Genomic DNA, 25,330 nt, shown 5'->3' on the forward strand with positions numbered 1-25,330 from the left:
GTTCACGTTTACGCTCATAGGCCCAGCGCCCATGGCTTGGGACCGCCAGTAGGCTTGGCCGTGCCGTCGAGCCGCACCGCGCGAACGATCACCACCGGCCGCGCGAGCGTCTGTCCCTTCATCGCGCCGACGCCGCCGGGCGCGGTGGGCTGCGCCAGGATCCGCTTGACCGCAGCCATGCCGGCGATGACGCGGCCGAACACGGCATAGCCAGGCCGGCCGGGCCGCGCGTCGAGCGACGGGTTGGCGCCGACCATGATCGAGAAATTGCCCGTGCCGGAATCCTCGCGCTCGAACCGCGCCATCGAGATCGCGCCGTCGGTGTGGCGTAGCCCGGTGCGGCTGGTCGGCTCCAGCGGCACGCCCGGCAGCACACGACGCGGATCCGTGCCGATCCCGCCCTCCACGAACCCGCCCGGCGTGCGGCTGCGGCGGGCCGCGCGGAAGAAGCGGGTGCCCTCGAACCGGCCGTCATCGACATAGCGCAGGAAGTTTGCGGTGGTTTTCGGCGCGCGCCGAGCGTCGAGCGCTAGCGTGATCGGCCCGGCGGCGGTGTCGAGGCGAACGCGCACGGTGGCGGGTTCGGGCGGCGCGGCACCGAGGAGCAGGGGCAGGGGCAGGAGGAGGACGCGCATCCGGGGTCCCCTACGCCCGCCTCCTGCGTTCGTCACCGGCCTTCTGCACCTCCCCGGCCGAAGCCGGGGAGGGGAATGGATCGACGGCGGGACTCCAAACGACGCGGATCAGATCTGCCGGTCCCTTCCCGCCCAATAGGGTGCCCTGACCTTGCTGCGCTGGATCTTGCCGGCTTCCGAGCGCGGCAGATCGGCGGCGAAATCGAGCGCGCGCGGCGCCTTGAATGAGGGCAGCGCCGCACGGGCAAAGGTCAGCAGTTCGGCCGCCAGCGCGTCGGACGGTGCGTACCCGGACGCCAGCATCACCACCGCGCGTACTTCCTCGCCCCACTCCGGATGCGGGGCACCGACGGTCGCGGAGTCCGCCACCGCCGGGTGACCGAGCAGCACGTTGTCGACCTCCTGCGGGTAGATGTTGACGCCGCCGGAGATGATCGTCTCGGCGCTGCGCCCGGTCAGGAACAGGTAATCTTCCGCATCGAAATAGCCGATATCGCCCATGGTGAAGAAGCCGTCGACGCGGGTGCTCGCGGTCTTGCCGGCATCGCCATGATAGCTGAAGTCCGCGCCGGGCGGGACCTGGTGGTAGATGCCGCCCTCCTCGCCGTTTGGTAGCGCGCGACCCGCCTCGTCGAGGATGCGGACCTGCAGCAGTTGCGGGCGCTTGCCGACGCTGCCCGGCTTGCGCAGCCATTCCTCGCTGGAGATCATGAAGCCCGAGCCGCCCTCCGACCCTGCATAATATTCGTGCAGAACGGGGCCGAACCAGTCGATCATCGCGCGCTTCACCTCCGGCGGGCAGGGTGCGGCACCGTGGATGATGTGGCGCACGTGATCGACGGGGTAGCGCGCCTTGATCGCACCGGGCAGCGCTAGCAGCCGCTGGAACATGATCGGGACGAGATGCAGGTGCGTGACCTTCTCCTCAGAGATGGTCCGCAGCACCGTCTCCGAGTCCCATTTGTCGAGGAAAATCAGCGGCGCGCCAGCACCGCTCGCGGCAGCGACGTCAAACGTTAGGGGGGCCGCGTGATAGGCGGGGCCGGCGCAGAGCTGGACCAGGTCCGGTTGGTGATAGCCGCGCAATGCATAGGCGGTCTGTGGGATGACCGGTGCGTTTGGCCGGTGAACGCCCTTGGGTCGGCCGGTCGTCCCGGAGGTGTAGAGCATCGTTGAGCCGAGCACCGGGTCGGTCAGGTCGCTGTCGTCATAATCCGCGAGCGCAGCGTCGTAGCGCTCGAACCCGTCGAGTTCGCCACCGATCGCGAGGCGGACGGTGACGCGGTCGTTCGCGGCGAGCAACGGCGAAAGGCCGGCGACGCGCGGTTCGGCGAGCACCGCCTTGGCCTCGCAATCGGCGACGATGTAGGCGACCTCGTCGGCGGACAGGTGCCAGTTTATCGGGGTCAGCCTCAGCCCGGCCCGGCGCGTCGCGAACAGCGCGTCGACGAACTCGACGCGGTTGGAGCAGACCAGCGCCACCGCGTCGCCGGCCCGCAGCCCGCGCGCGCGGAGCAGCCGCGCGAGCCGGTTGGCGCGGGCGTTGACCGCCGCGAAGTCGTACCACGTCGCGTCCGGGTCGCGCACCGCGCGGGCCTGCGGCTGGACGTCCGCCCACACCGCCGCGGTCATGCCGACGTGCGCGGCGGCCTCCAGCCGCTCGATCAGCGCTGCATCGAACGTCGTCACGCCGCCGCCTGCCGCCTGAGCGCAACGCCTGCGCGCCAATAATGGAAGATCGCCCACGGCGTCACGCTCGCCATGATGACCAGCGCCCAGCGCAGCGAATCCTGCTTGCCCGCCCACGGGACCAGCAAGTCGCTGATCACGCCGATCAACGTCGGCCCGAGCCCCAGCCCGATCATGTTGATGACCAGCAGCGTGATCGCCGCCCAGGTCGCACGCATCCGCATCGGCGCCAGCCCCTGCAGCAGCGCGAAGGTCGGCCCCAGATAGCTCGACGCGAACAGGATCTGGATGCCGTACGCCACAATCGCGACCGTCGGGATGTCCGTCAGGTAGAACAGCAGGGTGAAGGGCAACGCCAAGACCTTCAGCCACGCCACCATCCAGCTCTGCGCGTGCATGCCCCAACGCTTGGCCGACCAGTCCGCCAGCCGTCCCCCGCCCACACCGGACACGGTGCCGAGCAGCGCCGCCACCAGGCCGAACAATCCCGCCTGCGTGATGGAAAAGCCCAGCGAACGCTGCAGATAGCTAAGTCCGAACGCGGTCAGCGCATAGCCGATCAGCGAGGTCAGCGTGACGCCGGCGACCAGATGTCGCGCGGCACGATTGCGCCACATGTCGGCGAAGGCCGATCGCATGCTCGGCATAGCGCTGGTGTCCACCACCCGCGTCACCTCAGACTGGCCACGCCGCGGCTCCACGACGAACAGGCGCACGATAATCGCCAGCAAAATGCCCGGTGCACCGATCGCCATGATCGCGACGCGCCAGCCATACGCGTCCGCCAGCTGGGACCCGATATAGGTGCCAAAGCCACCGCCCAGCACGACGCCCAACGTATAGATTGCCATCGCGCTGGCGCGCTTCTCGACCGGATACAGATCGGCGATGATCGAATGGCTGGGCGGGCTGGACCCGGCCTCGCCGATGCCGACGCCGATGCGGGCGAGCAGCAGCTGCCAGAAGTTCTGCGCGACGCCGCACACCACCGTCATCGCGCTCCATAGCGCCAGCGACACGGCGATGATGTTGCGCCGGTTGCTGCGGTCCGCCAGTCGCGCGACCGGGATGCCGAGACCCGCGTAGAAGATGGCGAACGCCAGGCCCGACAGCAGGCCCAGTTGCGTGTCCGACAGCTGGAGGTCGGCCTTGATCAGCTCCAGCAGGATCGCCAGGATCTGCCGGTCCATGTAGCTGAAGAAATAGGTCAGCGTCAGCAACGCCAGCGTCAATGTCCGACGCCGGGTCGCCCGGTCCTGAGCAATCTGGTCCTCGGCTATCTGGCCTTGGACCATCTGGTCCTCACCCGTCAGCGTTGTGCCAATGCCCATGCAATCTTCTCCTGTACGCGCCGCGCAAGTCTTCGCTCGCGTTCAACGTTTGGACGGTGCGGTACGGGCCTTGTCACGTCAAGCACCGTTCCCGTTCAGAAACGTCGGTATGCGGGTTGACGCACGGTGTAGCGGTTCGCCAGAGCGGTGGAGCGACAGGGGTTCATGCCGATGACGGTACGCAACAAGGCTTATATCGCCGGCGCGTGGGAGCATCCCACCCGGCTTGCACCCGACAAGACGACGCCGCAGCTGCACGCCGAGTGCGCGGCGGGTGCGCTGGCCGACGCAGGGCTGAGCGTGACGGACGTCGACGGCTATTTCTGCGCGGGCGACGCGCCCGGCTTCGGCGGGCTGTCGATGATCGACTATCTGGGGCTGAACGTCCGGCATACCGACTCTACCGAGACCGGCGGCTCGTCCTACATCCTTCATGTCGGCCACGCCGCGCAGGCGATCGCGGCGGGCAAGTGCCGCGTGGCGCTGATCACGCTGGCGGGACGGCCGCGCTCCGAACCGTTCCGCCGCTTCCCCGGCGGCGCGCCCGAAGCCCCGTTCGAAGGCTGGGTGGGGATGAGCACGCACAACAGCTACGGCATGTGCGCCGCGCGCCACATGCACGAGTTCGGCACCACGGCCGAACAGCTGGCGTGGATCAAGGTCGCGGCCAGCCACCACGCACAGCACAACCCGCACGCGATGCTGCGCGACGTGGTGAGCGTGGACGACGTGCTCGCCTCCCCGATGATCTCGGACCCGCTGCATCGGCTGGATTGCTGCGTAGTGTCGGACGGCGGCGGCGCGCTGCTGGTGGTGGCGCCCGAGATCGCGCGCGAACTGAAGCGCCCGCTGGTCGCGGTGCGCGGCGCGGGCGAGGCGGTGAAGGGGCCGCAGGGTGGGCGCAACCTGGACCTGACCACCTCCGCCGCCGCCGTGTCCGGGCCGACCGCCTTCGCCGAGGCGGGGGTGACGCCGGCCGACATCAAGTACGCGTCGATCTATGACAGCTTCACGATCACCGTGCTGATCCAACTGGAAGATCTGGGCTTCTGCGCCAAGGGCGAGGGCGGCAGGTTCGTCGCCGACGGCAATCTGATCTCAGGCACGGGCAAACTGCCGTTCAACACCGACGGCGGCGGCCTGTGCAACAACCATCCCACCAACCGCGGCGGCATCACCAAGGTGATCGAGGCGGTGCGGCAGCTGCGCGGCGAAGCCCATCCGGCGGTCCAGGTGCCGAACTGCGATCTGGCGGTGGCGACCGGCATTGGCGGCTCGCTAGGCGCGCGGCATGGCGCCGCCACGCTCATTATGGAGCGCCAGTGATGCGCAAGCTTCCCGTTCCCGAGGTCACGCCCGAGACACAGCCCTTCTGGGACGCCGCCGCACAGGGCAAGCTGCTGATCAAGCGGTGCGGCGCGTGCGGCGAGCCGCATTACTATCCGCGTGCGCTGTGCCCATTCTGCCTGTCCGCCGACACGCGCTGGATGGAGGCGGCGGGGACCGCGACGATCTACAGCCTGTCGACGATGCGGCGCGGGCCGGACGCGCCGTTCACGCTGGCCTATGTCACGCTGGACGAAGGGCCGGCGGTGCTGACCAACATCGCGACGGACAATTACGATGCGCTGGCAATCGGGCAGCGGGTGAGGGTGTCGTTTGTCCCGAGCGAGGGCGGTCCGCCCCTGCCCTGTTTCACACCCGAGTGAGGTGACGAACCCTTTCTTCCGTCATGCTGAGTTTATTTCAGCATCCATGCGCGACATCGGCGGCACGTCAGACGTCGAGGTGATCGCGTGGACCCTGAAACAAGTTCAGGGTGACGAAGAAGTGGGTCGGAACCACCTGCGCCATGACTGACGCCACCCTCGCACAACGCCAGGCCGACGACGACGCCTTCGTCCAGCGCCACCTCCGGCGCAATTTCACCGGGCACTTCATCCACGGCATGCTGGGGCTGACCGGCTTTCGGGTGATGTACGCGCCGACGCTGATCCCCAGCTACATCCTGCTGCTGACCGGTTCGGCGGCAATGGTCGGGCTCGGCCAGTCGCTGCTGCAACTGGGCGCGATCCTGTCGCCGATCGTCGGCGCGGCGCGCATCGAACATCGCGCGCGCGTGCTGCCCTACGCGATCCGCGTCGGCGGGCTGATGCGCGTGCAGATCCTGGGACTGGCGCTTGCGGGCTGGTTTCTCGGCGGCTGGGCGCTGGTCGCGGTGACGTTGATGCTGTTCTTCCTGCTTGGCATCTTCACCGGCACGCAGCGCGTCGCATTCCAGATGCTGATGTCAAAGGTCATCCCGATCGCCAGGCGCGGGCGGCTGCAGGGCTATCGCAACCTGACCGGCGGCGCGATCGCGGCGGTGATGTCCTATTGGGCGGGCGCGTACCTGATCGAGCGCGACGTGTGGGGGAACGGCTATGCCACCACCTTCTTCGTCACCTTCGTGCTCACCTCGCTGGGGCTGTTCGCCCTGCAGGCGATGATGAAGGAGCCGGATGCGGTGACCGTGCGCGGGCAGGTCTCCCTGCGAGAGCGCATGCGCGACCTGCCCGAATTGCTCTCCGATCCCGACTATCGCTGGTTCATCATCGCGCAGGGGCTGGCGATCGCGGGGCGGGTCGGCGCCCCCTTCTATGTGCTGATCGCGGCCGAGCGGATGGGGATGGACGGCAGCACCATCGGCCTGCTGTCGCTGGCGTTCCTCGGCGCAGATACGCTGTCGAACCTGCTCTGGGGCCAGATGGGCGACCGGCTCGGCTTTCGCGCGGCATTCATCGCGGCGGTGGCCTTGTGGATCGGCGGGATCGCGATGCTGCTGCTCGCGGCCACACCCGGCGTGATCGTGGCGAGCTTCTGCCTCTTGGGCGCGGCGGCGTCGGGCTATCAGATGAGTGCGACCACCATGGTACTGGAATTTGGCGCGCGCGAGGACACCGCCATGCGGCTGGCGCTGTCCACGACGGTGGAAGGCACGATCGCCGCCGCCGGCCCCCTGATCGGCGGGCTCGTGGTACACCTGCTGGGCGCGCGGGTGCTGATGGCGGTGGCGCTCGGTTTTCTCGTCGCCGCACTGCTGGTGCTGCTGTTCCGCGTCCGCGAACCGCGTCGGCGCGTCCCGGCGGTCGTATTCGACGATCTCGGCACGCCCGAGGCTTGATGCGCACCGGAACCCCGGATCCCGCTCTTGCCGCCGCCAGCCTGGTCGGCGTGATGTTCATCAACATGCTGGGCTTCGGGATCATCATTCCGCTGCTGCCCTTCTACGCGCAGTCATTCGATGCCGCGCCGTGGCAGATCGCGCTGATCTTCTCCGCCTTTCCGATCGGCGCATTCTTCGGCGAGCCGTTCTGGGGGCGTTTGAGCGACAGGCTGGGCCGAAAGCCGCTGCTGATCTCGACCGTCACCGGCAACCTGCTCTGTTATCTGGCACTGGCCTTTGCCGGTGATGTCTGGACGGCGTTCCTGATCCGGCTGATCGGCGGCGCGGCAAGCGGCAATGGCGCGGTGATGCAGGGCTATATCGCCGACGTCACTCCGCCCGAACAGCGGACGCGGCGGCTGAGCTGGATCGGCGCGGCCGCGAGCCTGGGGCTGGTGGTCGGCCCGTCGATCGGCGGCGTGTTCGCGCATCCGGAAGCGGGGTCGGCGGGGTTCCGCGTGCCCCTGCTGATCGCCGCCGGCTTTTCCGCGCTGGCGCTGGTGTCGCTGCTGTTGTTCATCCGCGAGCCGCTCACCCACCGCGAGGAGCGCCCGCACCAGAGCCGCCTCGCCGCGCTGGGCGAGGTGACGCGCCATCCGGTGATCGGCCGGCTGATGCTGCTCACCTTCCTGGTCGGGTTCGCGTTCACCGGCATCGAGTCGGTGTTCGGGCTGTGGGGCGAGGCGCGGTTCGGCTGGGGGCCGAAGGAGGTCGGGTGGTGCTTCGCGGTCGCGGGCGGCGTGTCGGCGGTGACGCAGTTCTTCGTCACCGGGCCGCTCTCCGAACGGTTCGGCGAGGCGCGCGTGCTGGCCGTCGGCATGGCGCTGACGGTGATCGGCTGCGCGTTGCAAACCCAGTCGACGGGGATCGCGATGACCACCGCGCTGATGGCGCTGACCGCGCTGGGTCAATCGGTCAGCTGGCCCAATGTCGGCGCGCTGATCAGCCGCGCCGCCGATCCGGCGAAGCAGGGACAGGTGCTGGGGCTGAACAATGCCTGCGGCGCGCTGGCGCGAGTCGCGGGACCGCTGACGGCGGGGCTGGCGTTCGCGGGCGTGTCGATCGACGCGCCGTTCGTGATCGCCGCACTGGTGGTCGCGCCAGCGATTTTGTTGGCGCTGAGTGCGGCGGGGCGGGCTCGAGTCCCGGCTCTATAACTTTCTCCGACGGAAGTCGGGCCAGTCTGCCGCGCCGCGGACTAGGCGCGGCTTCCGCCGGGGAAGAAGGCCTTCCGCCGGCTCCTCAGGCCGAACCCCGCTCCCGCGCCCGGCGATACGTCCCCAACACCCGCAGCCACTTGGCGTGGTAGCCCAGCTCGTCGAGCGCGCGATCCAGCCCGGCATCGCCAGGCTTGCCTTCCACATCGGCGAAGAACTCGCTCGCCGAGAAGCTGCCGCCGCGCTGGTAGCTTTCCAGCTTGGTCATGTTGACGCCGTTGGTCGCGAAGCCGCCGAGCGCCTTGTACAGCGCGGCCGGCACGTTCCTCACCTCGAAGATCAGCGTCGTCATCCACGGCCCCTCCCCTGCCGGCCGTGTGCCGCCGCGCGCGAGCACCACGAAGCGGGTGGTGTTGTGCTCGGCGTCGGCAATATCGTTCGCCAGTATGTCGAGGCCGTACAGCGCCGCCGCGCCTGGTGGCGCGAGCGCCGCCGCCGAAGGGTCGCCGCGCTGCGCGACCAGCGCGGCGGCACCGGCCGTATCGGGGTAGCTCACCGGCGTCATGCCGTGCGCCTTGAGCCAGTGGCGGCACTGGCCGAGCGCCTGCGGGTGGCTCACCGCCTCGCGCACCTCGGACAGCGGTCCGCTTCCCATCAAGGCATAGCGGATGCCCAGAAAATGCTCCCCGGTAATGACCAGCCCCGATTCGGGCAGCAGGAAGTGGATGTCCGCCACGCGCCCGTGGAGCGAGTTCTCGATCGGGATGATCGCGCAATCCGCACGGCCTTCCTTCACCGCGTCGATCGCATCGGCGAAGTCGAAGCATGGCAGCGGCAGGCCGTCGGGGAACGCCTCGCGCGCCGCGACATGGCTGTTGGCGCCGGGCGCGCCCTGAAACGCGACCGCGCGGTCCGGCGCGCCGGCGGCGGCGTCGGTCATCGCCGACACGAGCGCGCGGGCGGGGGTGGGGAAACTCTCCATATCGCCTGCGCCGTTAGCGGCGGTACGCGGGTTGCGGTAGGGGCGGCGCTTTCCTAAAGGTCACATCTAAGAGTTTGGGCGTTCAAAGCCCACCCAATCAGGAAGCACGCCCCCGCGATGGATAACAGGACCAACACGATCGCCGGCTGGACGCTGGCCGCCTTCGGCGCGGCGCTGGCGGCTTCGATTGTCGGCGGCATGGTGTTCCATGGTGGGGAGCCGGCGAAGGAAGGTTACGTCATCGAAGGCGCGGCCGAGACGGGCGGCGAAGCGGCCGAGGTGCCGATCGCGACGCTGCTCGCCAGCGCCGACGCGGGCAAGGGTGCCGACGTGTTCAAGAAATGCTCCGCCTGCCACACCATCGTCCCCGGCGGAGCTACCGGGATCGGTCCCAATCTGCACGGCATCATGGGCCAGCCGATCGCGAAGAAGCCGGGCTTTGCCTACTCCTCCGCGTTGACGGGCGTCGGCGGAAATTGGGACTGGGACAAGATGAACGCCTGGCTGAAGAGCCCGCGCAAGTTCGCCGACGGCACCAAGATGACCTTCGCGGGCCTGTCCAAGGGCGAGGACCGCGCCAATGTGCTGGCGTACCTGAACGCGCAGGGGTCCAACCTGCCGCTTCCCGCCGCCCCGCCGCCGGGTGCGGCGGCTGCTGGCGCCTCGCCGGTGACCGGCGGCAACGCACCGGGCACCGAAGGTGGGCAAAATCAGGATGCCGCACCGGGCGCGAAGTCCGCGATCGACGCGGTAGCGACAGACCGCCGCGCGGAGACGGGCGACATCGCCAACACCGGCACGCCCGCGTCTGGCGCGCCGTCGGTGGACCCCGGGGCGCAGCGGCAGGGGGCGAAGGTGGGCCGCTAGTGCGGCAGCCGGCTACGTCCGGCTGACTGGCACAAGGCCGGCCGACGGGTCGCATAGCGAAACCGTTCGACGTCACGGGATTCACTCCCGTGACGGCCGTTGTAGCGTGAGACATAACAACGTGTAAGAGGCCCGCCGCGGCAAAGCCGCGTCGTCGGACGGGTTCGCCGAGGAGACCCGCCGGCCGGGCTAGCGCGAGTCGTGCCGCAGCTACGCTGCATCAGGCCGCGCTACGCATCAAGCCGGCGGCGACGGCTCTGCCTTCGCCCGTTCCTCATAGAAGCGACGCACCACTTCCCACGCTTCCTCCGCCGTCTCGACAAAGGTGAAGATCTCAAGGTCGCGTTCCGAGATCACGCCCTCCTCGACCAGCGCGGGAAAGTTCACCACCTTGTTCCAGAATTCGCGGCCGAACAGCAGTACCGGCAGCGGCTTGATCTTGCCTGTCTGGATCAGCGTCAGCAGCTCGAACAGTTCGTCGAACGTGCCGAACCCGCCCGGAAACGCCGCCAGCGCGCGCGCGCGAAGCAGGAAATGCATTTTCCGAAGCGCGAAATAGTGAAACTGCATCGCCAGCGCCGGCGTGACATAGGGGTTCGGAGCCTGCTCGTGCGGCAGGACGATGTTGAGCCCGACCGACTCCGCTCCCACGTCATGCGCCCCACGGTTCGCGGCCTCCATGATCGATGGGCCACCCCCCGAACATACCACGAAATGGCGCATGCCCTTCTCGTCGCGCGGCAGCCGGCTGGTCAGGCGTGCCAGTTCGCGCGCGACATCATAATATTTGCTCTTCGCAACCAGGCTCTCCGCGCGTCGGCGGCCCTTGTCGTCGGTGGCGAGATCCAGCATCGCCTGCGCCTTCTCCCGCTCCGGAATGCGCGCGGAGCCATAAAAGACGAAGGTCGACGCGATCTTGGCCTCGTCGAAGATCAGCTCGGGCTTGAGCAGTTCGAGCTGGAATCGCACCGGGCGCAGATCCTCGCGCAGCAGGAAGTCGAGATCCTGAAAGGCAAGGCGGTAGGAAGGATGCTCGGTCTGCGGCGTCGAGATGGCGGTGGCGGCGCTCTCGGCGTCCTGCTTGGCGCGCGCGAAGACGCGGGAGGGTACACGGGTGTCTGTCATCCCAGTGAGTTACGCACCGAACGTGTCATGCGCAAGTCACCGGCACAGACCGGCCCGATCCGCCTCCAGGTGCAGGTGATCCGCATGCGCGGCGTTGTAGTCGGGCGACAGCACCGTGCCGAACCGCTTGCACGCCGAGCGACGCACGGTTTGCAGGAACTCGCGCACGGCCGGGTCAGGCGACTTCCAGTCACGCAGCACGGTGACGCGGCGACCGTCCTTGAGCACGAATCCGCCGACGTCGATCGCGTTGGCGATCGCGTGTCCCGAGCGCCGGTCGCCGCGCCCGGCGACGTTGCGGCAGGCGAAGCTGCCGAAGGTCTCGACGCGGGCGAGTTCGCTGCCGAGGATCTGGAACGCGGCGGGCCCTACCCCCGAGCGCACCCAGGCGCTGAACGCGCGTGCCTGACCGCAGCGGATGCCGGTCAGGTTGGTGACCGGCACGCCGATCTCCAGCAACTGCACCGCGCCGAACAGGCCGCAGCCGGGACCGGCCTGGCGGTCGGGGAGTGGGCGGAACGCGACCGACTGCGCGCGCAGATCGGCATGGCATTGCGCGGTTTCGCGCGCGGAGGGCTTGGCGATCTGCTGCTGCGCGGCGGGGCGCTCGGAGCGACCACAGGCGACGAGAGCCAATAGCCCCACTCCCGTCATGCCGGGCTTGAGCCGGCATCCATGTCTCCACACGGACCACATTGGTGGTGATTGCGGCACGTTGGACCCCGGAACAAGGGTCCCAGCAAAGTGCTACTTTGCTGGGCACCCATCTCCGGGGTGACTGTGGGATTGTGCACCGCCGCAAACTCCCCTACCCGCCGGAACGGGCCACGCGGTCCCAACGCCGCGCGTGCTCTCTGCAAGGAGAGATACATGACTGATACCGTTGCGGCCGTTGGGGCCGCCGTTACGAAGCCGACCATGAAACCGGCCCGTCCCTTCTTCAGCTCCGGTCCCTGCGCCAAGCCACCCGGCTGGTCGGCGGAGCGACTCGCCACTGCCAGCCTGGGCCGCTCGCATCGCTCGAAGGTTGGCAAGCAACGCCTGCAGCATTGCATCGACCTGATGCGCGCGGTCCTCAAGCTCCCCGACACGCACCGCATCGGTATCGTCCCCGGCTCCGACACCGGCGCCTATGAGATGGCGATGTGGACGATGCTCGGGCAGCGGCCGGTGACCACACTGGCCTGGGAAAGTTTCGGCGAAGGCTGGGTCACCGACGCCGTCAAGCAGCTGAAGATCGACCCCCTCGTGATCCGCGCGGACTATGGCGAGCTTCCAGATCTGCGCCAAGTCGACTGGTCGCACGACGTGCTGTTTACCTGGAATGGCACCACCAGCGGCGTGCGCGTGCCCGACGGCGATTGGATTGCCGCCGACCGCGAGGGCCTGAGCTTCGCCGACGCGACCAGCGCGGTGTTCGCCTACGACCTGCCCTGGGACAAGATCGATGTCGCCACCTTCTCGTGGCAGAAGGTGCTCGGCGGGGAGGGCGCACATGGCGTGCTGATCCTGGGCCCGCGCGCAGTCGAGCGGCTGGAGAGCTACACGCCGGCCTGGCCGCTGCCCAAGGTGTTCCGCCTCGTGTCGAAAGGCAAGCTGACCGAGGGCGTGTTCAAGGGCGAGACGATCAACACGCCGTCGATGCTGGCGGTCGAGGACGCGATCTGGGCGCTGGAATGGGCGCAATCGCTTGGAGATGGCGGCCTGATCGCGCGCTCGGATGCGAACGCCGCCGCGTTGGACCGGATCGTGGCGGAGCGCGACTGGCTCGGCCACCTCGCCGCCGACTCGGCGACGCGCTCGACCACCAGCGTATGCCTGACCGTCGCAGGCGCGGACGAGGCGTTGATCAAGCGCATGGCCGCTAGCCTCGAGGCGGAAGGTGCCGCGTTCGACATCGCCGGCTATCGCGACGCGCCGCCGGGCCTGCGCATCTGGTGCGGGGCGACGGTCGACACCGCTGACATCGAGGCGCTCGGACCTTGGCTCGACTGGGCGTACGCCGAGGCTCGGACCGCCGCTTAAGCCGTCACCCTGAAATCGTGTCAGGGTCCACGTGCGACATCAACCACCATGCCCGTCGCAAGCCGTCGCGCGTGGATGCTGAAACAAATTCAGCATGATTTCTAGGATCACTTCCATGCCCAAAGTCCTCATTTCCGACCAAATGGATCCCAAGGCCGCGCAGATCTTCCGCGAACGCGGGGTCGAGGTGGACGAGATCACCGGCAAGACACCGGAAGAACTGAAGGCGATGATCGGCGGCTATGACGGCCTTGCGATCCGCTCGTCGACCAAGGTGACCGCCGCGATCCTCGATGCCGCCACCAATCTGAAGGTCGTGGGTCGCGCGGGAATCGGGGTCGACAACGTGGACATCCCCGCCGCATCGGCACGCGGCGTGGTGGTGATGAACACGCCGTTCGGCAATTCGATCACTACCGCCGAGCACGCGATCGCGCTGATGTTCGCACTTGCGCGCCAGTTGCCAGAGGCGGATGCGTCGACGCAGGCGGGCAAGTGGGAGAAGAACCGCTTCATGGGGGTCGAGCTGACCGCCAAGACGCTGGGGCTGATCGGCGCGGGCAATATCGGCTCGATCGTCGCCGACCGTGCGCGCGGGCTGAAAATGAAGGTGATCGCGTTCGATCCCTTCCTGACGCCCGAACGCGCGATCGAGATCGGGGTGGAAAAGGTCGATCTGGAAGCGCTGCTCGCGCGCGCCGACTTCATCACGCTGCACACGCCGCTCACCGATCAGACGCGCAATATCCTGTCGGCGGAGAATCTCGCCAAAACGAAGCAGGGCGTGCGGATCATCAACTGCGCGCGCGGCGGGCTGATCGACGAGGCGGCGCTCAAGGCGGGGCTAGATTCCGGCCACATCGGCGGCGCGGCACTCGACGTGTTCGTCGAAGAGCCGGCCAAGGCCTCGCCGCTGTTCGGTACGCCCAACTTCGTCTCGACCCCCCATCTGGGGGCGTCGACAACGGAGGCGCAGGTCAACGTCGCGATCCAGGTCGCCGAGCAGATGGCGGATTTCCTGATGTCGGGCGGCGTCACCAACGCGCTCAACATGCCGTCGCTGTCGGCGGAGGAAGCGCCCAAGCTGAAGCCGTACATGGCACTCGCCGAGAAACTCGGCTCGCTGGTGGGGCAGCTCGCGACGGGCGCGATCGGCGGCATCTCGGTCGAGACGGAGGGCGCTGCGGCGCAGCTCAACGGCAAACCGATCACGTCCGCCGTGCTCGCCGGCTTCCTGGGTACGCAGACCGCGACGGTCAACATGGTCAACGCGCCCGTGATCGCGCGCGAACGCGGACTGGAGGTGCGCGAGATCAGGACGGAGCGCGAGGGCGACTATCACACGCTGCTGCGCGTCACGGTCAAGACCGCTAGCGGTGACCGCTCGGTCGCGGGCACGCTGGTCGGTGCGGCGAACCCGCGGCTGGTCGAGCTGTTCGGTATCCCGGTCGAGGCCGATCTCGTCGGCCCGATGCTGTACGTCGTCAACGAGGACGCGCCCGGCTTCATCGGCCGGCTGGGCACCCTGCTGGGCGAGGCGGGAGTCAACATCGGCACCTTCCACCTCGGCAGGCGCGCGGCGGGCGGCGAGGCGGTGCTGCTGCTGTCGGTCGACGAGTCGGTAACGGCGGAGCTGCTGGCGGCGGTCAAGGCGCTGCCAGGGGTGCGGACGGCGATGGGCTTGCGGTTCTGATCGGGACGGGAGAGTGGGGCGCATGACCCCCCTCCTCCCCTCCGGTTTCGCGGATCGGTTACCACCCCATGCCGACATTGCCGCCGCCGTCGAGGCGCGTATCCTGTCGGTCGCGCACGCGCATGGCTACGAACGCGCCGATCCGCCGCTGGCCGAGTTCGCCGATGCGCTCGGATCGCGACTCAAGGCCGGTGGCCTGCGCGATGCGGTGCGCTTCGTGGATCCCCTATCGCAGCGCACCCTGGCGATCCGGCCGGACCTGACCGCGCAGGTCGCGCGGATCGCGGCGACGCGGATGGGGCACCATCCCCGGCCGGTGCGCCTGTCCTATGCGGGATCGGTGTTACGGCTGCGCGCCTCCGATCTGGCGCCCGCCCGCGAGCGACGGCAGATCGGGTGCGAGCTGATCGGTCTCGACACGGTCGCGGCCGCCGGCGAAGTGCTGGGGATCGCGGCCGAGGCACTGCACGCGGCCGGTGCCACGGGACTGTCGATCGATCTGACGCTGCCCGACCTGGTCGACCTGCTCGCGGCCGGGCCGCTGCCGGTGGCCGCCGGGCAGGTCGAGGCGCTGCGCGACCGGCTCGACGCGAAGGACGCCGGCGGCGTCGCGGCGATCGCGCCGGCGTATCTGCCGCTGATCGAGGCGGCGGGGCCGTTCGCGGGCGCGCTGAAGCGGCTCCGAGCGATCGACGCAGGCGGCGTCCTGGCAACGCGGCTCGATGGCCTGGCGCAGCTTGCCCGCACCCTTGACGGCCGTGCCCGCGTGACGCTGGATCCGACCGAGCGACACGGGTTCGAATACCAGTCGTGGCTCGGCTTCTCGCTGTTCGTCGACGGCGTGGGCGCGGAGGTCGGGCGCGGCGGCACCTACACGCTGCTGCATGAGAGCGGGCAGGAAGAGGTCGCGACCGGCTTTTCGCTGTTCGCCGACGCGCTGGTCGCCACCGCACCGGCGCCGCCGCGCCGCCGCTTGTTTCTGCCGCTCGGCACGCCGATGCAGGCCGGCGCCGACATGCGCGCGCAAGGCTGGGTCACGGTCGCGGCGCTGGCGGCCGGCGACACGCCCGAGGGGCAGCTGTGCACGCACCTGTGGCGCGATGGCGAGGCGACGCCGCTCTAGGTCCAGACATGGCCGGAGGTGGGCAGCGCGATGCCCTCGCCCGCGTCGGACGCGCCATAGTTGATCCAGGCGGCGTGCGCGTGCGACGTGCCCAGGATCACCGGCTCGGCATGGCCGGGCCAGCTCATCACCCGCATGACCCGATGCGCGGTCGCCCGATTGGGCTCCATCATCACCCAGCCGAGCGGACGCTCCGCCGTCGCGCGCGCGCCCGCCGCGTCCATCGCCGCGCGTACCCGTGCCGCGCTGTCGGCAGGCAGATATTGCCAAACCACCGAATGCATCAGCACCCGCGTCACCCCCGCATCCTGCGGCTTGGCCAGCCGCGCCTCCAGCCAGTCCGCGGCGTCGGCACGATCGACCCTGACGCGCTGCTCGCGCACCATGTCGCAGGCGGTGGCGAGCCGGGCCATACGCTCGGGCTTCTCCGCCCAGACATAGGCGGCCAGCCGCGTCGCCACCGCCGGATGGGCCGCGTCCATCGGCGCGATGTCGCAACCGCGCGCGGCGACCAGCTCCAGCGCCACAGGCTCCGGCGCGGGGCCGGTCCAGTCGGGGCGCAGCACGATCCGTGCGTCCGCCGGGCCGACATGGGTGCCGCCCAGATCGAAGCCGTAGCGCCCGATCAGCAGGTTCAGCCCCGCGCTGGAGCCGATCTCCAGCACCTCGATGCGCGGGCCGTGCCGGCGTGCGACCTCCATCAGCCCGCACATCAGCGCCGCCGATCGCCCCGGCTCGTTGGTCTGCGGCGGGCCGTCCAGCCATGGCAGCAGCGCCGCCTCATGCTCGGCCAGTACGCGTTCGAGCACCGGCGAGATGTCGTCGGCCTCGCCCGCAAACACCCGCGCGAGTTCATCGTCGGCACCCGCGAGCACCAGCGCGTGCAGCCCGCCGATGAACCGCAGCGGCAAGGCGTCGCGCGTCGGCTCGCCCGGCCAGTCGAGCAGCCGCGCACCCACGGTCGTCGCCCGCGTCAGGTCCGCCGCGACGGCCGCGCAGATCGCGGCGTAGATGGGCGCGTCCATCGTCCGGCAGTAATGCTCCTGGATAGCGAACGCCCCCCGGTTCGCCGTCTCGTCACCCATGTTGCTCCCCTTCGCCCCGTCTGTTGCGCCTCCCTCACCCCCCGCGTAAAGCCCGCCGACCGTGGCCCCACCCCTCATCATCGCCGTCCCCAAGGGCCGCATCCTGGCGGAAGCGCAGCCGCTGCTCGCCCGCGCCGGCATCCGGCCGGAGCCTGCGTTCTTCGACGAGAACAGCCGCGCGCTGCGCTTCGCCACCGACGATCCGGACATCGAGCTGATCCGCGTCCGCGCGTTCGATGTCGCGACCTTCGTTGCGCACGGGGCGGCGCAGCTGGGGATCGTCGGCTCGGACGTGCTCGCGGAATTCGCCTATTCCGAGCTGTACGCGCCGGTCGATCTGGGTATCGGCCATTGCCGCCTGGCGGTCGCCGAGCCGGCCGCGATGGCGGAGACGGACGACCCGCGCGGCTGGAGCCATGTCCGCGTCGCCACCAAATACCCGCACGTCACGCAAGCGCATTTCGCCGCGCGCGGGGTGCAGGCGGAGTGCGTCAAGCTGAACGGCGCGATGGAGCTCGCCCCGTTGCTGGGGCTGGCGCCGCGCATCGTCGATCTGGTCAGCTCCGGCCGCACGCTCAAGGAAAACGGGCTCGTCGAGGTCGAGCGGATCATGGACGTGACCTCAAGGCTGGTGGTCAACCGCGCAGCGATGAAGACGCGAGCGGGCGTGGTGCCGCTGGTCGAGGCGTTCAGGTCGGCGGTCGCCGCCTGATGCAGCACCTTTCCACCCGCGACCCGGGTTTCGTAGCCAGCTTCGACGCGCTCGTCGCGCAGCGCCGCGAGTCCTCCGCCGATGTCAGCCGCGACGTCGCCGCGATCATCCGCGCCGTGCGCGACGGCGGGCAGGCGGCGGTCGAGGCGTATACGCGCCAGTTCGACCGCCACGACCTCGCTCAGAGCGGTTGGCGGATCGATCCGGGCGACTGTGCCGACGCCTTTCGCGCGCTTGAGCCGGAGTTGCGGGAGGCGCTGGAATTCGCGGCGGCCCGCATCCGCACCTATCACGAACGGCAACGCCCGGCCGACAGCGACACTACCGATACCGCGGGCGTGCGGCTGGGCGCGCGGTGGCGGGCGGTGGATGCGGCAGGAATCTACGTTCCGGGCGGCCGCGCGGCCTATCCCTCGTCGGTGCTGATGAACGCGATTCCAGCGCGCGTCGCGGGTGTGGGGCGGCTGGCGATGGTGACGCCGACGCCCGACGGCCAGGTATCCCCGCTCGTCCTCGCCGCCGCGCACCTCGCCGGCGTCGACGAGGTCTGGCGTGTCGGCGGCGCGCAGGCGGTGGCGGCGCTGGCGTACGGGGCCGGACCGATCGCGCCTGTCGACGTGGTGACCGGGCCTGGCAACGCCTGGGTCGCGGAGGCGAAGCGCCAGCTCTACGGCGTGGTCGGCATCGACATGGTCGCAGGCCCGAGCGAGATCGTCGTGGTCGCCGACGGCAGGAATGATCCCGACTGGATCGCCGCCGACCTGCTCGCGCAGGCCGAGCACGACACTGTCACGCAGTCGATCCTGTTCACCGACGACGAGGCGTTCGCGCTCAAGGTGGCGGATGCGGTCGAGCGTCAGCTGGGCGATCTGGCGACGGCGGCGGTCGCACGCGCCGCGTGGGACGCGAACGGCGCGATCGTCGTGGTGGAGCGGCTCGCCGATGCGATGCCGCTGTCCGACCGGCTCGCGCCCGAGCACCTCCAGCTCGCGGTCGACGATCCGGAAGGATTGTTCGACCAGGTCCGCCACGCGGGCAGCGTGTTCCTGGGCCGCCACACGCCCGAGGCGATCGGCGATTATGTCGCCGGGCCCAACCACGTCCTGCCGACCGGGCGCCGCGCGCGCTTCGCCAGCGGGCTGGGCGTCCTCGACTTCATGAAGCGGACCAGCTTCCTCCAGCTCGACGAGGATGCGCTGCGCGAACTCGGCCCGGCGACCGTGCGACTGGCGGAAGCGGAGGGCCTCCCTGCGCATGCGCGTTCGGTGGCGTTGCGGCTGCGGTTAAACCGGTAAAGCCCTCACCGTGCAGCCTGCGGCGGCTGTCCCTCTCCCGCTTGCGGGAGAGGGTTACAGGGTGACGAACCGCCCTGCCCGCCCTACATGCCGCCGCCCATGTCCCGTACCCAAGCCCGCACCCCTGCCCGCGCCGCCGCGCGGCTCGCCGCCGTTCAGGCGCTCTATCAGCACGAGATGGAGGCGACGCCGGTCGTCCGGCTGCTGAACGAGTTCCACCAGCACCGGCTGGGCGCGACGATCGAAGGGGCGGAGTACGCGCAGGCCGAAGTCGATTTCTTCGATGACGTGGTCCGGGGCGTGCTTGCGCGCGCCGACGAGATCGACGCGGCGATCGCCGGCAAGCTTGCCTCCGGGTGGACGCTGGCCCGGCTCGACAAGCCGATGAAGGCGATCCTGCGCTGCGGCACCTATGAACTGCTCGCGCGCGCCGACGTGCCGACGGGCGCGGTGATCAGCGAGTATGTCGACGTCGCCCACGCCTTTTATGAGCGGCGCGAAACCGGGTTTGTGAATGGACTGCTCGACGCGATCGCCAAGGAGGTGCGCGTCTGATTCCGGAACCGCGCGAATGAACGAAACCGCGTTCCTTCAGGCTTTGCGCCAGCTGCCGCTGCACCCCGGCGCGCGCGGTCTGCTGGATGACTCGGCGGTGGTGGGAGCGTTCGTTCTTACCACCGACACGTTGGTCGAGGGCGTGCACTTCCTCGCCGACGATCCGCCGGGCGATGTCGCATGGAAACTGCTGGCGGTGAACCTGTCGGACCTCGCGGCCAAGGGCGCGGTGCCGGAAGGCGTGCTGCTCAACTATCCGCTCTCCACGCCCGATTGGGACGCGGCTTTTCTGATCGGCTTTGGAGAGGCGCTCGCCGCGTTCGCCTGCCCGCTGATCGGCGGCGATACGGTGTCGCTGCCGGCGGGCGCGCCGCGCGTGCTTACCGTGACCGCGCTCGGCGGGGATGCGGCGGCGCCGGCGCGCGGCGGCGCGCGAGCGGGCGACGTGCTATGGGTCACCGGCACCATCGGCGATGCAGGCGCGGGACTGCGGATCGCGCGCGGTGAAGCGGGGCCGGACGAGCTGCTGCAAGCCTATCGCCGCCCGCAGCCACGCCTCGCCGAAGGTCGTGTGCTCGCCCCGATCGTGCACGCGATGAGCGACGTGTCGGACGGCCTGCTGATCGACGCCGCGCGGATGGCGGCTGCCAGTGGGCTCGCCGTCACGATCGACCTCGCCGCGGTGCCGCTGTCCGCTGCCCTGCGTTCATTCGATCCCGACCCGCTGGTCGCCGCGACTGCGGGTGACGATTACGAGCTGCTGTTCGCCCTTCCGGACGACGCAACGCCGCCGGCACCCGCCACCCGTGTCGGAACGTTGGCGTCGGGCGCGGGACTGACCCTGACCAGCGCAGGCGCATCCCTGCCGCTGCCTGATCGGCTCGGCTACGAACATTGCGGGGACGTGAACAGCTTGCCAGCGTCGCCTGCGTCCCTATAGGCTCGCCCCACTTACCCGACCGGCACAGCCGGCGGTTTCAATAGGGGATTGCCTGAAATGACACCCGTCTACCTTGCCATGCTCTGCGGCGTGATCGCCGTTCTTTACGGCGCGTTCACGTCCAGCCAGGTGCTGCGCCAGCCGGCGGGCGACGCGAAGATGCAGGACATCGCCGCCGCCATTCAGGAGGGCGCGAAAGCCTATCTGGGCCGCCAATACACCGCCATCGCCATGGTCGGCGCGGTCGTCGCGGTGATCCTGGCGGCGACGCTGGGGACGCTCTCTACGGTCGGCTTCCTGATCGGCGCCGTGCTGTCGGGCGTGGCTGGCTATGTCGGCATGTTCATCTCCGTGCGCGCCAACGTGCGCACCGCCGAAGCGGCGCGTACGTCGCTGCAGGGTGGCCTCACCACCGCGTTCCGCTCGGGCGCGATCACCGGCATGCTGGTCGCGGGCCTGGGTCTGCTCTCCATTGCAACCATCTTCGCCTATCTGATCGGGCCAGGCGGCATGGACCTGTCCGTGCAAGCCGATCGCCGTCACATCATCGAGGCGCTGACCGCGCTGGCATTTGGTGCGTCGCTTATCTCGATTTTCGCGCGGCTCGGCGGCGGCATCTTCACCAAGGCAGCCGATGTCGGCGCCGATCTGGTCGGCAAGGTCGAGGCTGGCATCCCGGAAGACGACCCCCGCAACCCCGCCGTCATCGCCGACAACGTCGGTGACAATGTCGGCGACTGCGCGGGCATGGCCGCCGATCTGTTCGAGACCTATGTCGTGACGCTCGGGCTGACGATGGTCTCGATCGCGCTGCTGCTGCCCGACGCCGCCAATCTGCTGGAGCTGATGACGCTGCCGCTGATCGTCGGCGGGGTGTGCATCATCACGTCGATCATCGGCACCTATTTCGTGCGTCTCGGCCGCGGCCAGTCGATCATGGGCGCGCTGTACAAGGGGTTCTGGGTGACGGCGGGCCTGGCCGTGCCGGCGATCTACCTCGCGACGCAGCTGACGCTGGGCGACATGAACGCGGTGATCAGCGCCTCGACGCAGATCGACGCGGCGACCAGTCCCCTGTTGCTGGAGACGGCGGCGGAAAGCGGCGATCAGCTCAGCTTCACCGGCTGGAGCCTGTTCTGGTGCATGATGATCGGGCTCGCCGTCACCGGTCTGTTGGTTTGGATCACCGAGTACTACACCGGCACCAACTACCGGCCCGTCAAGTCGATCGCCAAGGCTTCGGAGACCGGACACGGCACCAACGTCATCCAGGGGCTGGCGATCAGCCTGGAATCGACCGCGCTGCCGACGCTGGTGATCGTGGTGGCGGTGATCGCGACCTTCCAGCTCGCGGGCATCATCGGCGTTGCGTTCGCCGCGACCTCGTTGCTGGCGCTGGCCGGCATGGTGGTGGCGCTCGACGCCTATGGTCCGGTGACGGACAATGCCGGCGGCATCGCCGAGATGGCGGGGCTGCCCGACGAGGTGCGCCACCGCACCGACGCGCTCGACGCGGTCGGCAACACCACCAAGGCCGTGACCAAGGGCTATGCGATCGGCTCCGCCGCGCTCGCCGCACTGGTGCTGTTCGGCGCCTACACGGCCGATCTCAAGGAGTTCTTCCCGGACGTCACCGTCGATTTCACGCTCTCCAACCCGTACATCATCGTCGGGCTGCTGCTCGGCGCGCTGCTCCCCTATCTGTTCGGCGCGTTCGGCATGACTGCCGTGGGCCGCGCCGCGGGGCATGTGGTCGAGGACGTCCGCGCGCAGTTCCGCGACAATCCGGGCATCATGGCCGGCACCAGTCGTCCCAACTACGCCCGCACCGTCGACATCGTCACCAAGGCGGCGATCCGCGAGATGATCGTGCCTTCGCTGCTGCCGGTCGTCAGCCCGATCGCGGTGTATTTCATCATCACCGCCGTTGCTGGCCAGGGTCAGGGCTTCGCGGCGCTGGGCGCGATGCTGCTGGGCGTGATCGTGTCCGGGCTGTTCGTCGCCATCTCGATGACCTCGGGTGGCGGCGCCTGGGACAATGCCAAGAAGTATATCGAGGACGGCAATCACGGCGGCAAGGGATCGGAGGCCCACAAGGCGGCGATCACCGGCGACACGGTGGGCGATCCGTACAAGGACACCGCCGGCCCGGCGGTCAACCCGATGATCAAGATCACCAACATCGTGGCGCTGCTGCTGCTCGCCGCGCTGGCGGCGAACTGATCGCCGTGATCCCCTTGGATCATTGCTGAGATCGAGAGCCCCGCCGGCACAGCCGCGCGGGGCTTTTCGTTGCTGGCTCAGTCGTCCGCGCGCGGCCCCGCCGAACCGCCGCCGACATTGATCGTCAGTTGCAGCGTCAGCGCATGGTCCATCTGTGCGCGACCGCCGTCGCGGCCGAACCGGTACTGGTTGAGATAGCCGACCTCCGCGGCGACCTGCTTTCCGAGCGGCAGCGCGACGCCGGCGATGTTGCGCATCCGCTCATAGCCGCCACGCTGTCCCCAGCGGGTGCTGTTGGGTAGCCAGAAGCTCTCGTGACTGGCGAACACCGCTACGCCCTTGCTGCCGACCCGGTGATTGTAGCGCACCAGCGGACGCACCCTGAAGCCGATCTCGCCACCGCCGGGATGAAACCGTTGGTCGATCCGCAGCCGCGTCGTCACCGCGCCAAACGTCGCCACCACCTGCTGGCGAAGCCGGTGCTCGTTCGCGCCCGTATCTGCGTTGTGGAACCCGACCCTGCGATAGCCGAAGCCGAGTTCGACCCCATCGGCCACGCGCCACCCGACGATCCCGCCGAACTCCGTCTGGTATAGCCCGCCCTGACGATCGCTCACCCGCCCGACCTGTTCGAGCGTCACCCGCCATCGCTCGGCCAGCGGCACGACCGTGTTGACCTGCAGCCAAATCTGCTCGTCCTGCTGTTGCGCGATGGCCGGTGTCGCGGCGAACAGCAGGGTGAGGGCGAGGGAGATACGGCGCGGCATGTCGCCTCCTATCCGCCTGGCCACGCCCTGTCATGCCGGAAGCGTCAACCCTGCGACATCTGGGCTCACGGAACGGACGACTGAGATCGATCCGAAACGGAGGAACGAGATTGCGAGTCCGGAGAGTCGCTTAGCGGCGCGCGGCCAACTTGATGATTCATTGTATCAACCGGCGCGGACCGACCGCGCGACGACTCTGCCGCGCAGTCCTGATTCAAGCTGCCGATGCAGAACCATCCCGGCAACCGGCTCCATTACGGCGACAACCTCGCGGTGCTCCGCGCGCAGGTGGACGACGCCAGCGTCGACCTCGTCTATCTGGACCCGCCGTTCAATTCGAACGCGACGTACAACATCCTCTTCCGTTCGCCCGCGGGCGCACAGGCGGACGCGCAGATCGAGGCGTTCGAGGATAGCTGGCACTGGAACGACGTGGCCGAGGACGCCTTCGATCAGGTCGCGCGGTCGGGCAATACCAAGGCATTCGACCTGCTGAACGCGATGCGCGCGTTCCTGGGCGAGAACGACATGATGGCGTATCTCGCCATGATGGCGGTGCGCCTGCTTGAATTGCACCGCGTCCTCAAGCCGACGGGCAGCCTGTACCTGCACTGCGATCCCACCGCGAGCCACTACCTCAAGCTGCTACTCGACAGCGTATTCGGGCCGGAGCGGTTCCGCAGCGAGATCATCTGGAAGCGGACCAGCAGCCACAATAGCGCGCGGCGTTGGGGTCCCATTCACGACGTCATCCTGTTTTACTCGCGCTCACAGGATTTCACCTGGAACCGCACCTATACTGCGTATGACGAGAGCTACACGCGCTCCTATTACCGGCATGTCGATGAGCAGGGCCGCCGGTTTCGGCTCAGTGATCTGACGGCGAGCGGGACGCGCAACGGCGAGAGCGGCCGGCCTTGGAACGGGTTCAACCCGACCGCCCATGGCCGGCATTGGGGAGTTCCATCGGTAGCGAAGGAGGCGTTCGGAGAACGAGACTTGACGCCGCACGGCTGGCTCGACCTGTTCCTCGCCGAGGGCATGATCGCGATGACCGGCGACGGCGGCGGCTGGCCGCACGTCCGTCGGTACTTGGACAAAATGCCTGGGCAAGCCGTGCAGGATATCATCGACGACATCCCGCCCCTGTCGCAACGACACGCCGAGCGGTTGGGCTATCCTACCCAGAAACCGCTCGCCTTGCTCGAACGGATCATCGCCGCATCATCTTCTGCGGACGGCACGGTGCTCGACCCGTTCTGCGGCTGCGGCACGGCGGTGCATGCGGCGCAGAAGCTCGGGCGCAACTGGATCGGCATCGATGTGACGCACCTCGCGATCAGCCTGATCGAGAAGCGGTTGAAGGACGCATTTCCGGGCATCGGCTTTACCGTGGAGGGCACGCCCAAGGACCTGGCCTCCGCGCTCGATCTCGCCGCGCGCGACAAATACCAGTTCCAGTGGTGGGCGGTGTCGATGGTCGACGCGATGCCGTTCGGCGGCAGGAAGAAGGGTGCCGACGGCGGCGTCGACGGCATCATCTACTTCAAGCCCGACGGCAAGCGGACCGAAAAGGCGATCGTCTCGGTCAAGGGCGGCGCGAACGTGGGCGTGCAGATGATCCGCGACCTGCATTCCGCGATGGAGCGCGACAAGGCGCCGATCGGCGTGTTCATCACCGCCGCCATGCCGACCAGCGTCATGGAGCGCGAAGCCGCCGCCGTCGGGCGGTTCAAGGCCGAAGCGACGGGGCGCACCTATCCGCGCCTGCAGATCATCACCCTGGCCGAGCTGTTTCAGGGCAAGCGTCCCGAGATCCCGCTGGTCGACGCGCATGCCGCGTTCCGGCGGGCGGGCCGCGAGGAGAAGCCGCAGGGAAGACTGCTCTAACTCTTTGACGACGCAACCAGAAGAGGCTGGA

22 protein-coding genes are annotated in these 25,330 nt (G+C 68.8%); 14 read left to right on the forward strand and 8 right to left on the reverse strand.

Annotated features, from left to right (window positions below):
* Positions 1-14: 14 nt before the first annotated feature.
* The 3 genes from JWN21_RS00005 to JWN21_RS00015 form a co-directional block, all read right to left on the reverse strand.
* Positions 15-635 (reverse strand): peptidylprolyl isomerase, encoded by a 621-nt coding sequence (locus JWN21_RS00005; RefSeq protein WP_299645332.1) that lies wholly within the window; start codon positions 633-635, stop codon positions 15-17.
* A 108-nt stretch (positions 636-743) separates the two neighbouring features.
* Complete coding sequence (locus JWN21_RS00010; RefSeq protein ID WP_299645333.1) at positions 744-2,324, reverse strand: AMP-binding protein; 1,581 nt, start codon at positions 2,322-2,324, stop codon at positions 744-746.
* Positions 2,321-3,655 carry an MFS transporter gene (locus JWN21_RS00015; protein WP_299645334.1) on the reverse strand — a complete coding sequence of 445 codons (1,335 nt, stop codon included), beginning with the start codon at positions 3,653-3,655 and terminating at the stop codon, positions 2,321-2,323. The genes JWN21_RS00010 and JWN21_RS00015 overlap by 4 nt, the downstream gene beginning before the upstream one ends.
* A gap of 171 nt (positions 3,656-3,826) precedes the next feature.
* Between JWN21_RS00015 and JWN21_RS00020 the strand changes: the two genes are divergently transcribed.
* From JWN21_RS00020 to JWN21_RS00035, 4 genes are all read left to right on the forward strand, one after another.
* Positions 3,827-4,981, forward strand: a complete 1,155-nt coding sequence (locus tag JWN21_RS00020; RefSeq protein WP_299645335.1) for a thiolase domain-containing protein — start codon at positions 3,827-3,829, stop codon at positions 4,979-4,981.
* Positions 4,981-5,364, forward strand: a complete 384-nt coding sequence (locus tag JWN21_RS00025; protein WP_299645336.1) for an OB-fold domain-containing protein — start codon at positions 4,981-4,983, stop codon at positions 5,362-5,364. Before JWN21_RS00020 ends, JWN21_RS00025 begins: the two co-directional genes overlap by 1 nt.
* 143 nt (positions 5,365-5,507) lie before the next feature.
* Positions 5,508-6,818 (forward strand): MFS transporter, encoded by a 1,311-nt coding sequence (locus JWN21_RS00030; protein ID WP_299645337.1) that lies wholly within the window; start codon positions 5,508-5,510, stop codon positions 6,816-6,818.
* Positions 6,818-8,017: an MFS transporter gene (locus tag JWN21_RS00035; protein WP_299645338.1), complete on the forward strand. Its 1,200-nt coding sequence runs from the start codon at positions 6,818-6,820 to the stop codon at positions 8,015-8,017. Before JWN21_RS00030 ends, JWN21_RS00035 begins: the two co-directional genes overlap by 1 nt.
* Before the next feature lie 85 nt (positions 8,018-8,102).
* Here the strand turns inward: JWN21_RS00035 and JWN21_RS00040 are convergent, their stop codons facing one another.
* Positions 8,103-8,999 carry a prephenate dehydratase gene (locus JWN21_RS00040; protein ID WP_299645339.1) on the reverse strand — a complete coding sequence of 299 codons (897 nt, stop codon included), beginning with the start codon at positions 8,997-8,999 and terminating at the stop codon, positions 8,103-8,105.
* Positions 9,000-9,116: 117 nt separating this feature from the next.
* On the opposite strand from JWN21_RS00040, the gene JWN21_RS00045 reads away from it, so the two are divergent.
* A complete protein-coding gene (locus JWN21_RS00045; RefSeq protein WP_299645340.1) occupies positions 9,117-9,866 on the forward strand; it encodes a cytochrome c family protein in 750 nt (249 codons plus the stop codon).
* A 237-nt stretch (positions 9,867-10,103) separates the two neighbouring features.
* On the opposite strand, the gene JWN21_RS00050 is transcribed toward JWN21_RS00045, so the two are convergent.
* Both JWN21_RS00050 and JWN21_RS00055 read right to left on the reverse strand, forming a co-directional pair.
* Positions 10,104-10,991 (reverse strand): TIGR00730 family Rossman fold protein, encoded by an 888-nt coding sequence (locus JWN21_RS00050; RefSeq protein WP_299645341.1) that lies wholly within the window; start codon positions 10,989-10,991, stop codon positions 10,104-10,106.
* Between the two features lie 36 nt (positions 10,992-11,027).
* Complete coding sequence (locus JWN21_RS00055) at positions 11,028-11,636, reverse strand: extensin family protein (protein ID WP_367182883.1); 609 nt, start codon at positions 11,634-11,636, stop codon at positions 11,028-11,030.
* Positions 11,637-11,861: 225 nt separating this feature from the next.
* Here JWN21_RS00055 and JWN21_RS00060 point away from each other — a divergent pair, with 225 nt between their 5' ends.
* The 3 genes from JWN21_RS00060 to JWN21_RS00070 all read left to right on the forward strand — a co-directional run bounded on the left by JWN21_RS00060 (position 11,862) and on the right by JWN21_RS00070 (position 15,832).
* On the forward strand, positions 11,862-13,016 hold the full coding sequence (locus tag JWN21_RS00060; RefSeq protein WP_299645343.1) for a phosphoserine transaminase: 1,155 nt from the start codon (positions 11,862-11,864) through the stop codon (positions 13,014-13,016).
* A 115-nt stretch (positions 13,017-13,131) separates the two neighbouring features.
* A complete protein-coding gene (gene serA / locus JWN21_RS00065) occupies positions 13,132-14,709 on the forward strand; it encodes a phosphoglycerate dehydrogenase (protein ID WP_299645344.1) in 1,578 nt (525 codons plus the stop codon).
* 22 nt (positions 14,710-14,731) lie between these two features.
* Positions 14,732-15,832 (forward strand): ATP phosphoribosyltransferase regulatory subunit, encoded by a 1,101-nt coding sequence (locus tag JWN21_RS00070; RefSeq protein ID WP_299645345.1) that lies wholly within the window; start codon positions 14,732-14,734, stop codon positions 15,830-15,832.
* On the opposite strand, the gene JWN21_RS00075 is transcribed toward JWN21_RS00070, so the two are convergent.
* Positions 15,829-16,917, reverse strand: a complete 1,089-nt coding sequence (locus JWN21_RS00075) for a DUF2332 domain-containing protein (RefSeq protein WP_299645346.1) — start codon at positions 16,915-16,917, stop codon at positions 15,829-15,831. The two genes, JWN21_RS00070 and JWN21_RS00075, sit on opposite strands and share 4 nt — an antisense overlap.
* Before the next feature lie 61 nt (positions 16,918-16,978).
* Between JWN21_RS00075 and hisG the strand changes: the two genes are divergently transcribed.
* From hisG to JWN21_RS00100, 5 genes are all read left to right on the forward strand, one after another.
* Complete coding sequence (hisG, locus tag JWN21_RS00080; RefSeq protein ID WP_299645347.1) at positions 16,979-17,629, forward strand: ATP phosphoribosyltransferase; 651 nt, start codon at positions 16,979-16,981, stop codon at positions 17,627-17,629.
* A complete protein-coding gene (gene hisD, locus JWN21_RS00085; protein ID WP_299645348.1) occupies positions 17,629-18,924 on the forward strand; it encodes a histidinol dehydrogenase in 1,296 nt (431 codons plus the stop codon). The genes hisG and hisD overlap by 1 nt, the downstream gene beginning before the upstream one ends.
* Before the next feature lie 99 nt (positions 18,925-19,023).
* On the forward strand, positions 19,024-19,479 hold the full coding sequence (gene nusB / locus JWN21_RS00090) for a transcription antitermination factor NusB (protein WP_299645349.1): 456 nt from the start codon (positions 19,024-19,026) through the stop codon (positions 19,477-19,479).
* 16 nt (positions 19,480-19,495) lie between these two features.
* On the forward strand, positions 19,496-20,419 hold the full coding sequence (thiL, locus tag JWN21_RS00095; protein WP_299645350.1) for a thiamine-phosphate kinase: 924 nt from the start codon (positions 19,496-19,498) through the stop codon (positions 20,417-20,419).
* A 57-nt stretch (positions 20,420-20,476) separates the two neighbouring features.
* A complete protein-coding gene (locus tag JWN21_RS00100; RefSeq protein WP_299645351.1) occupies positions 20,477-22,642 on the forward strand; it encodes a sodium-translocating pyrophosphatase in 2,166 nt (721 codons plus the stop codon).
* A gap of 77 nt (positions 22,643-22,719) precedes the next feature.
* Here JWN21_RS00100 and JWN21_RS00105 read toward each other — a convergent pair whose 3' ends face one another.
* The gene (locus JWN21_RS00105; RefSeq protein WP_299645352.1) at positions 22,720-23,409 is read right to left on the reverse strand and encodes a DUF2490 domain-containing protein; all 690 of its coding nucleotides are present in this window, start codon (positions 23,407-23,409) and stop codon (positions 22,720-22,722) included.
* A 225-nt stretch (positions 23,410-23,634) separates the two neighbouring features.
* Between JWN21_RS00105 and JWN21_RS00110 the strand changes: the two genes are divergently transcribed.
* A complete protein-coding gene (locus tag JWN21_RS00110; protein ID WP_299645353.1) occupies positions 23,635-25,299 on the forward strand; it encodes a DNA methyltransferase in 1,665 nt (554 codons plus the stop codon).
* The last annotated feature ends 31 nt before the right edge of the window (positions 25,300-25,330 follow it).

This window comes from Sphingomonas bacterium (assembly GCF_028292945.1).
Lineage (GTDB): Bacteria > Pseudomonadota > Alphaproteobacteria > Sphingomonadales > Sphingomonadaceae > Sphingomonas.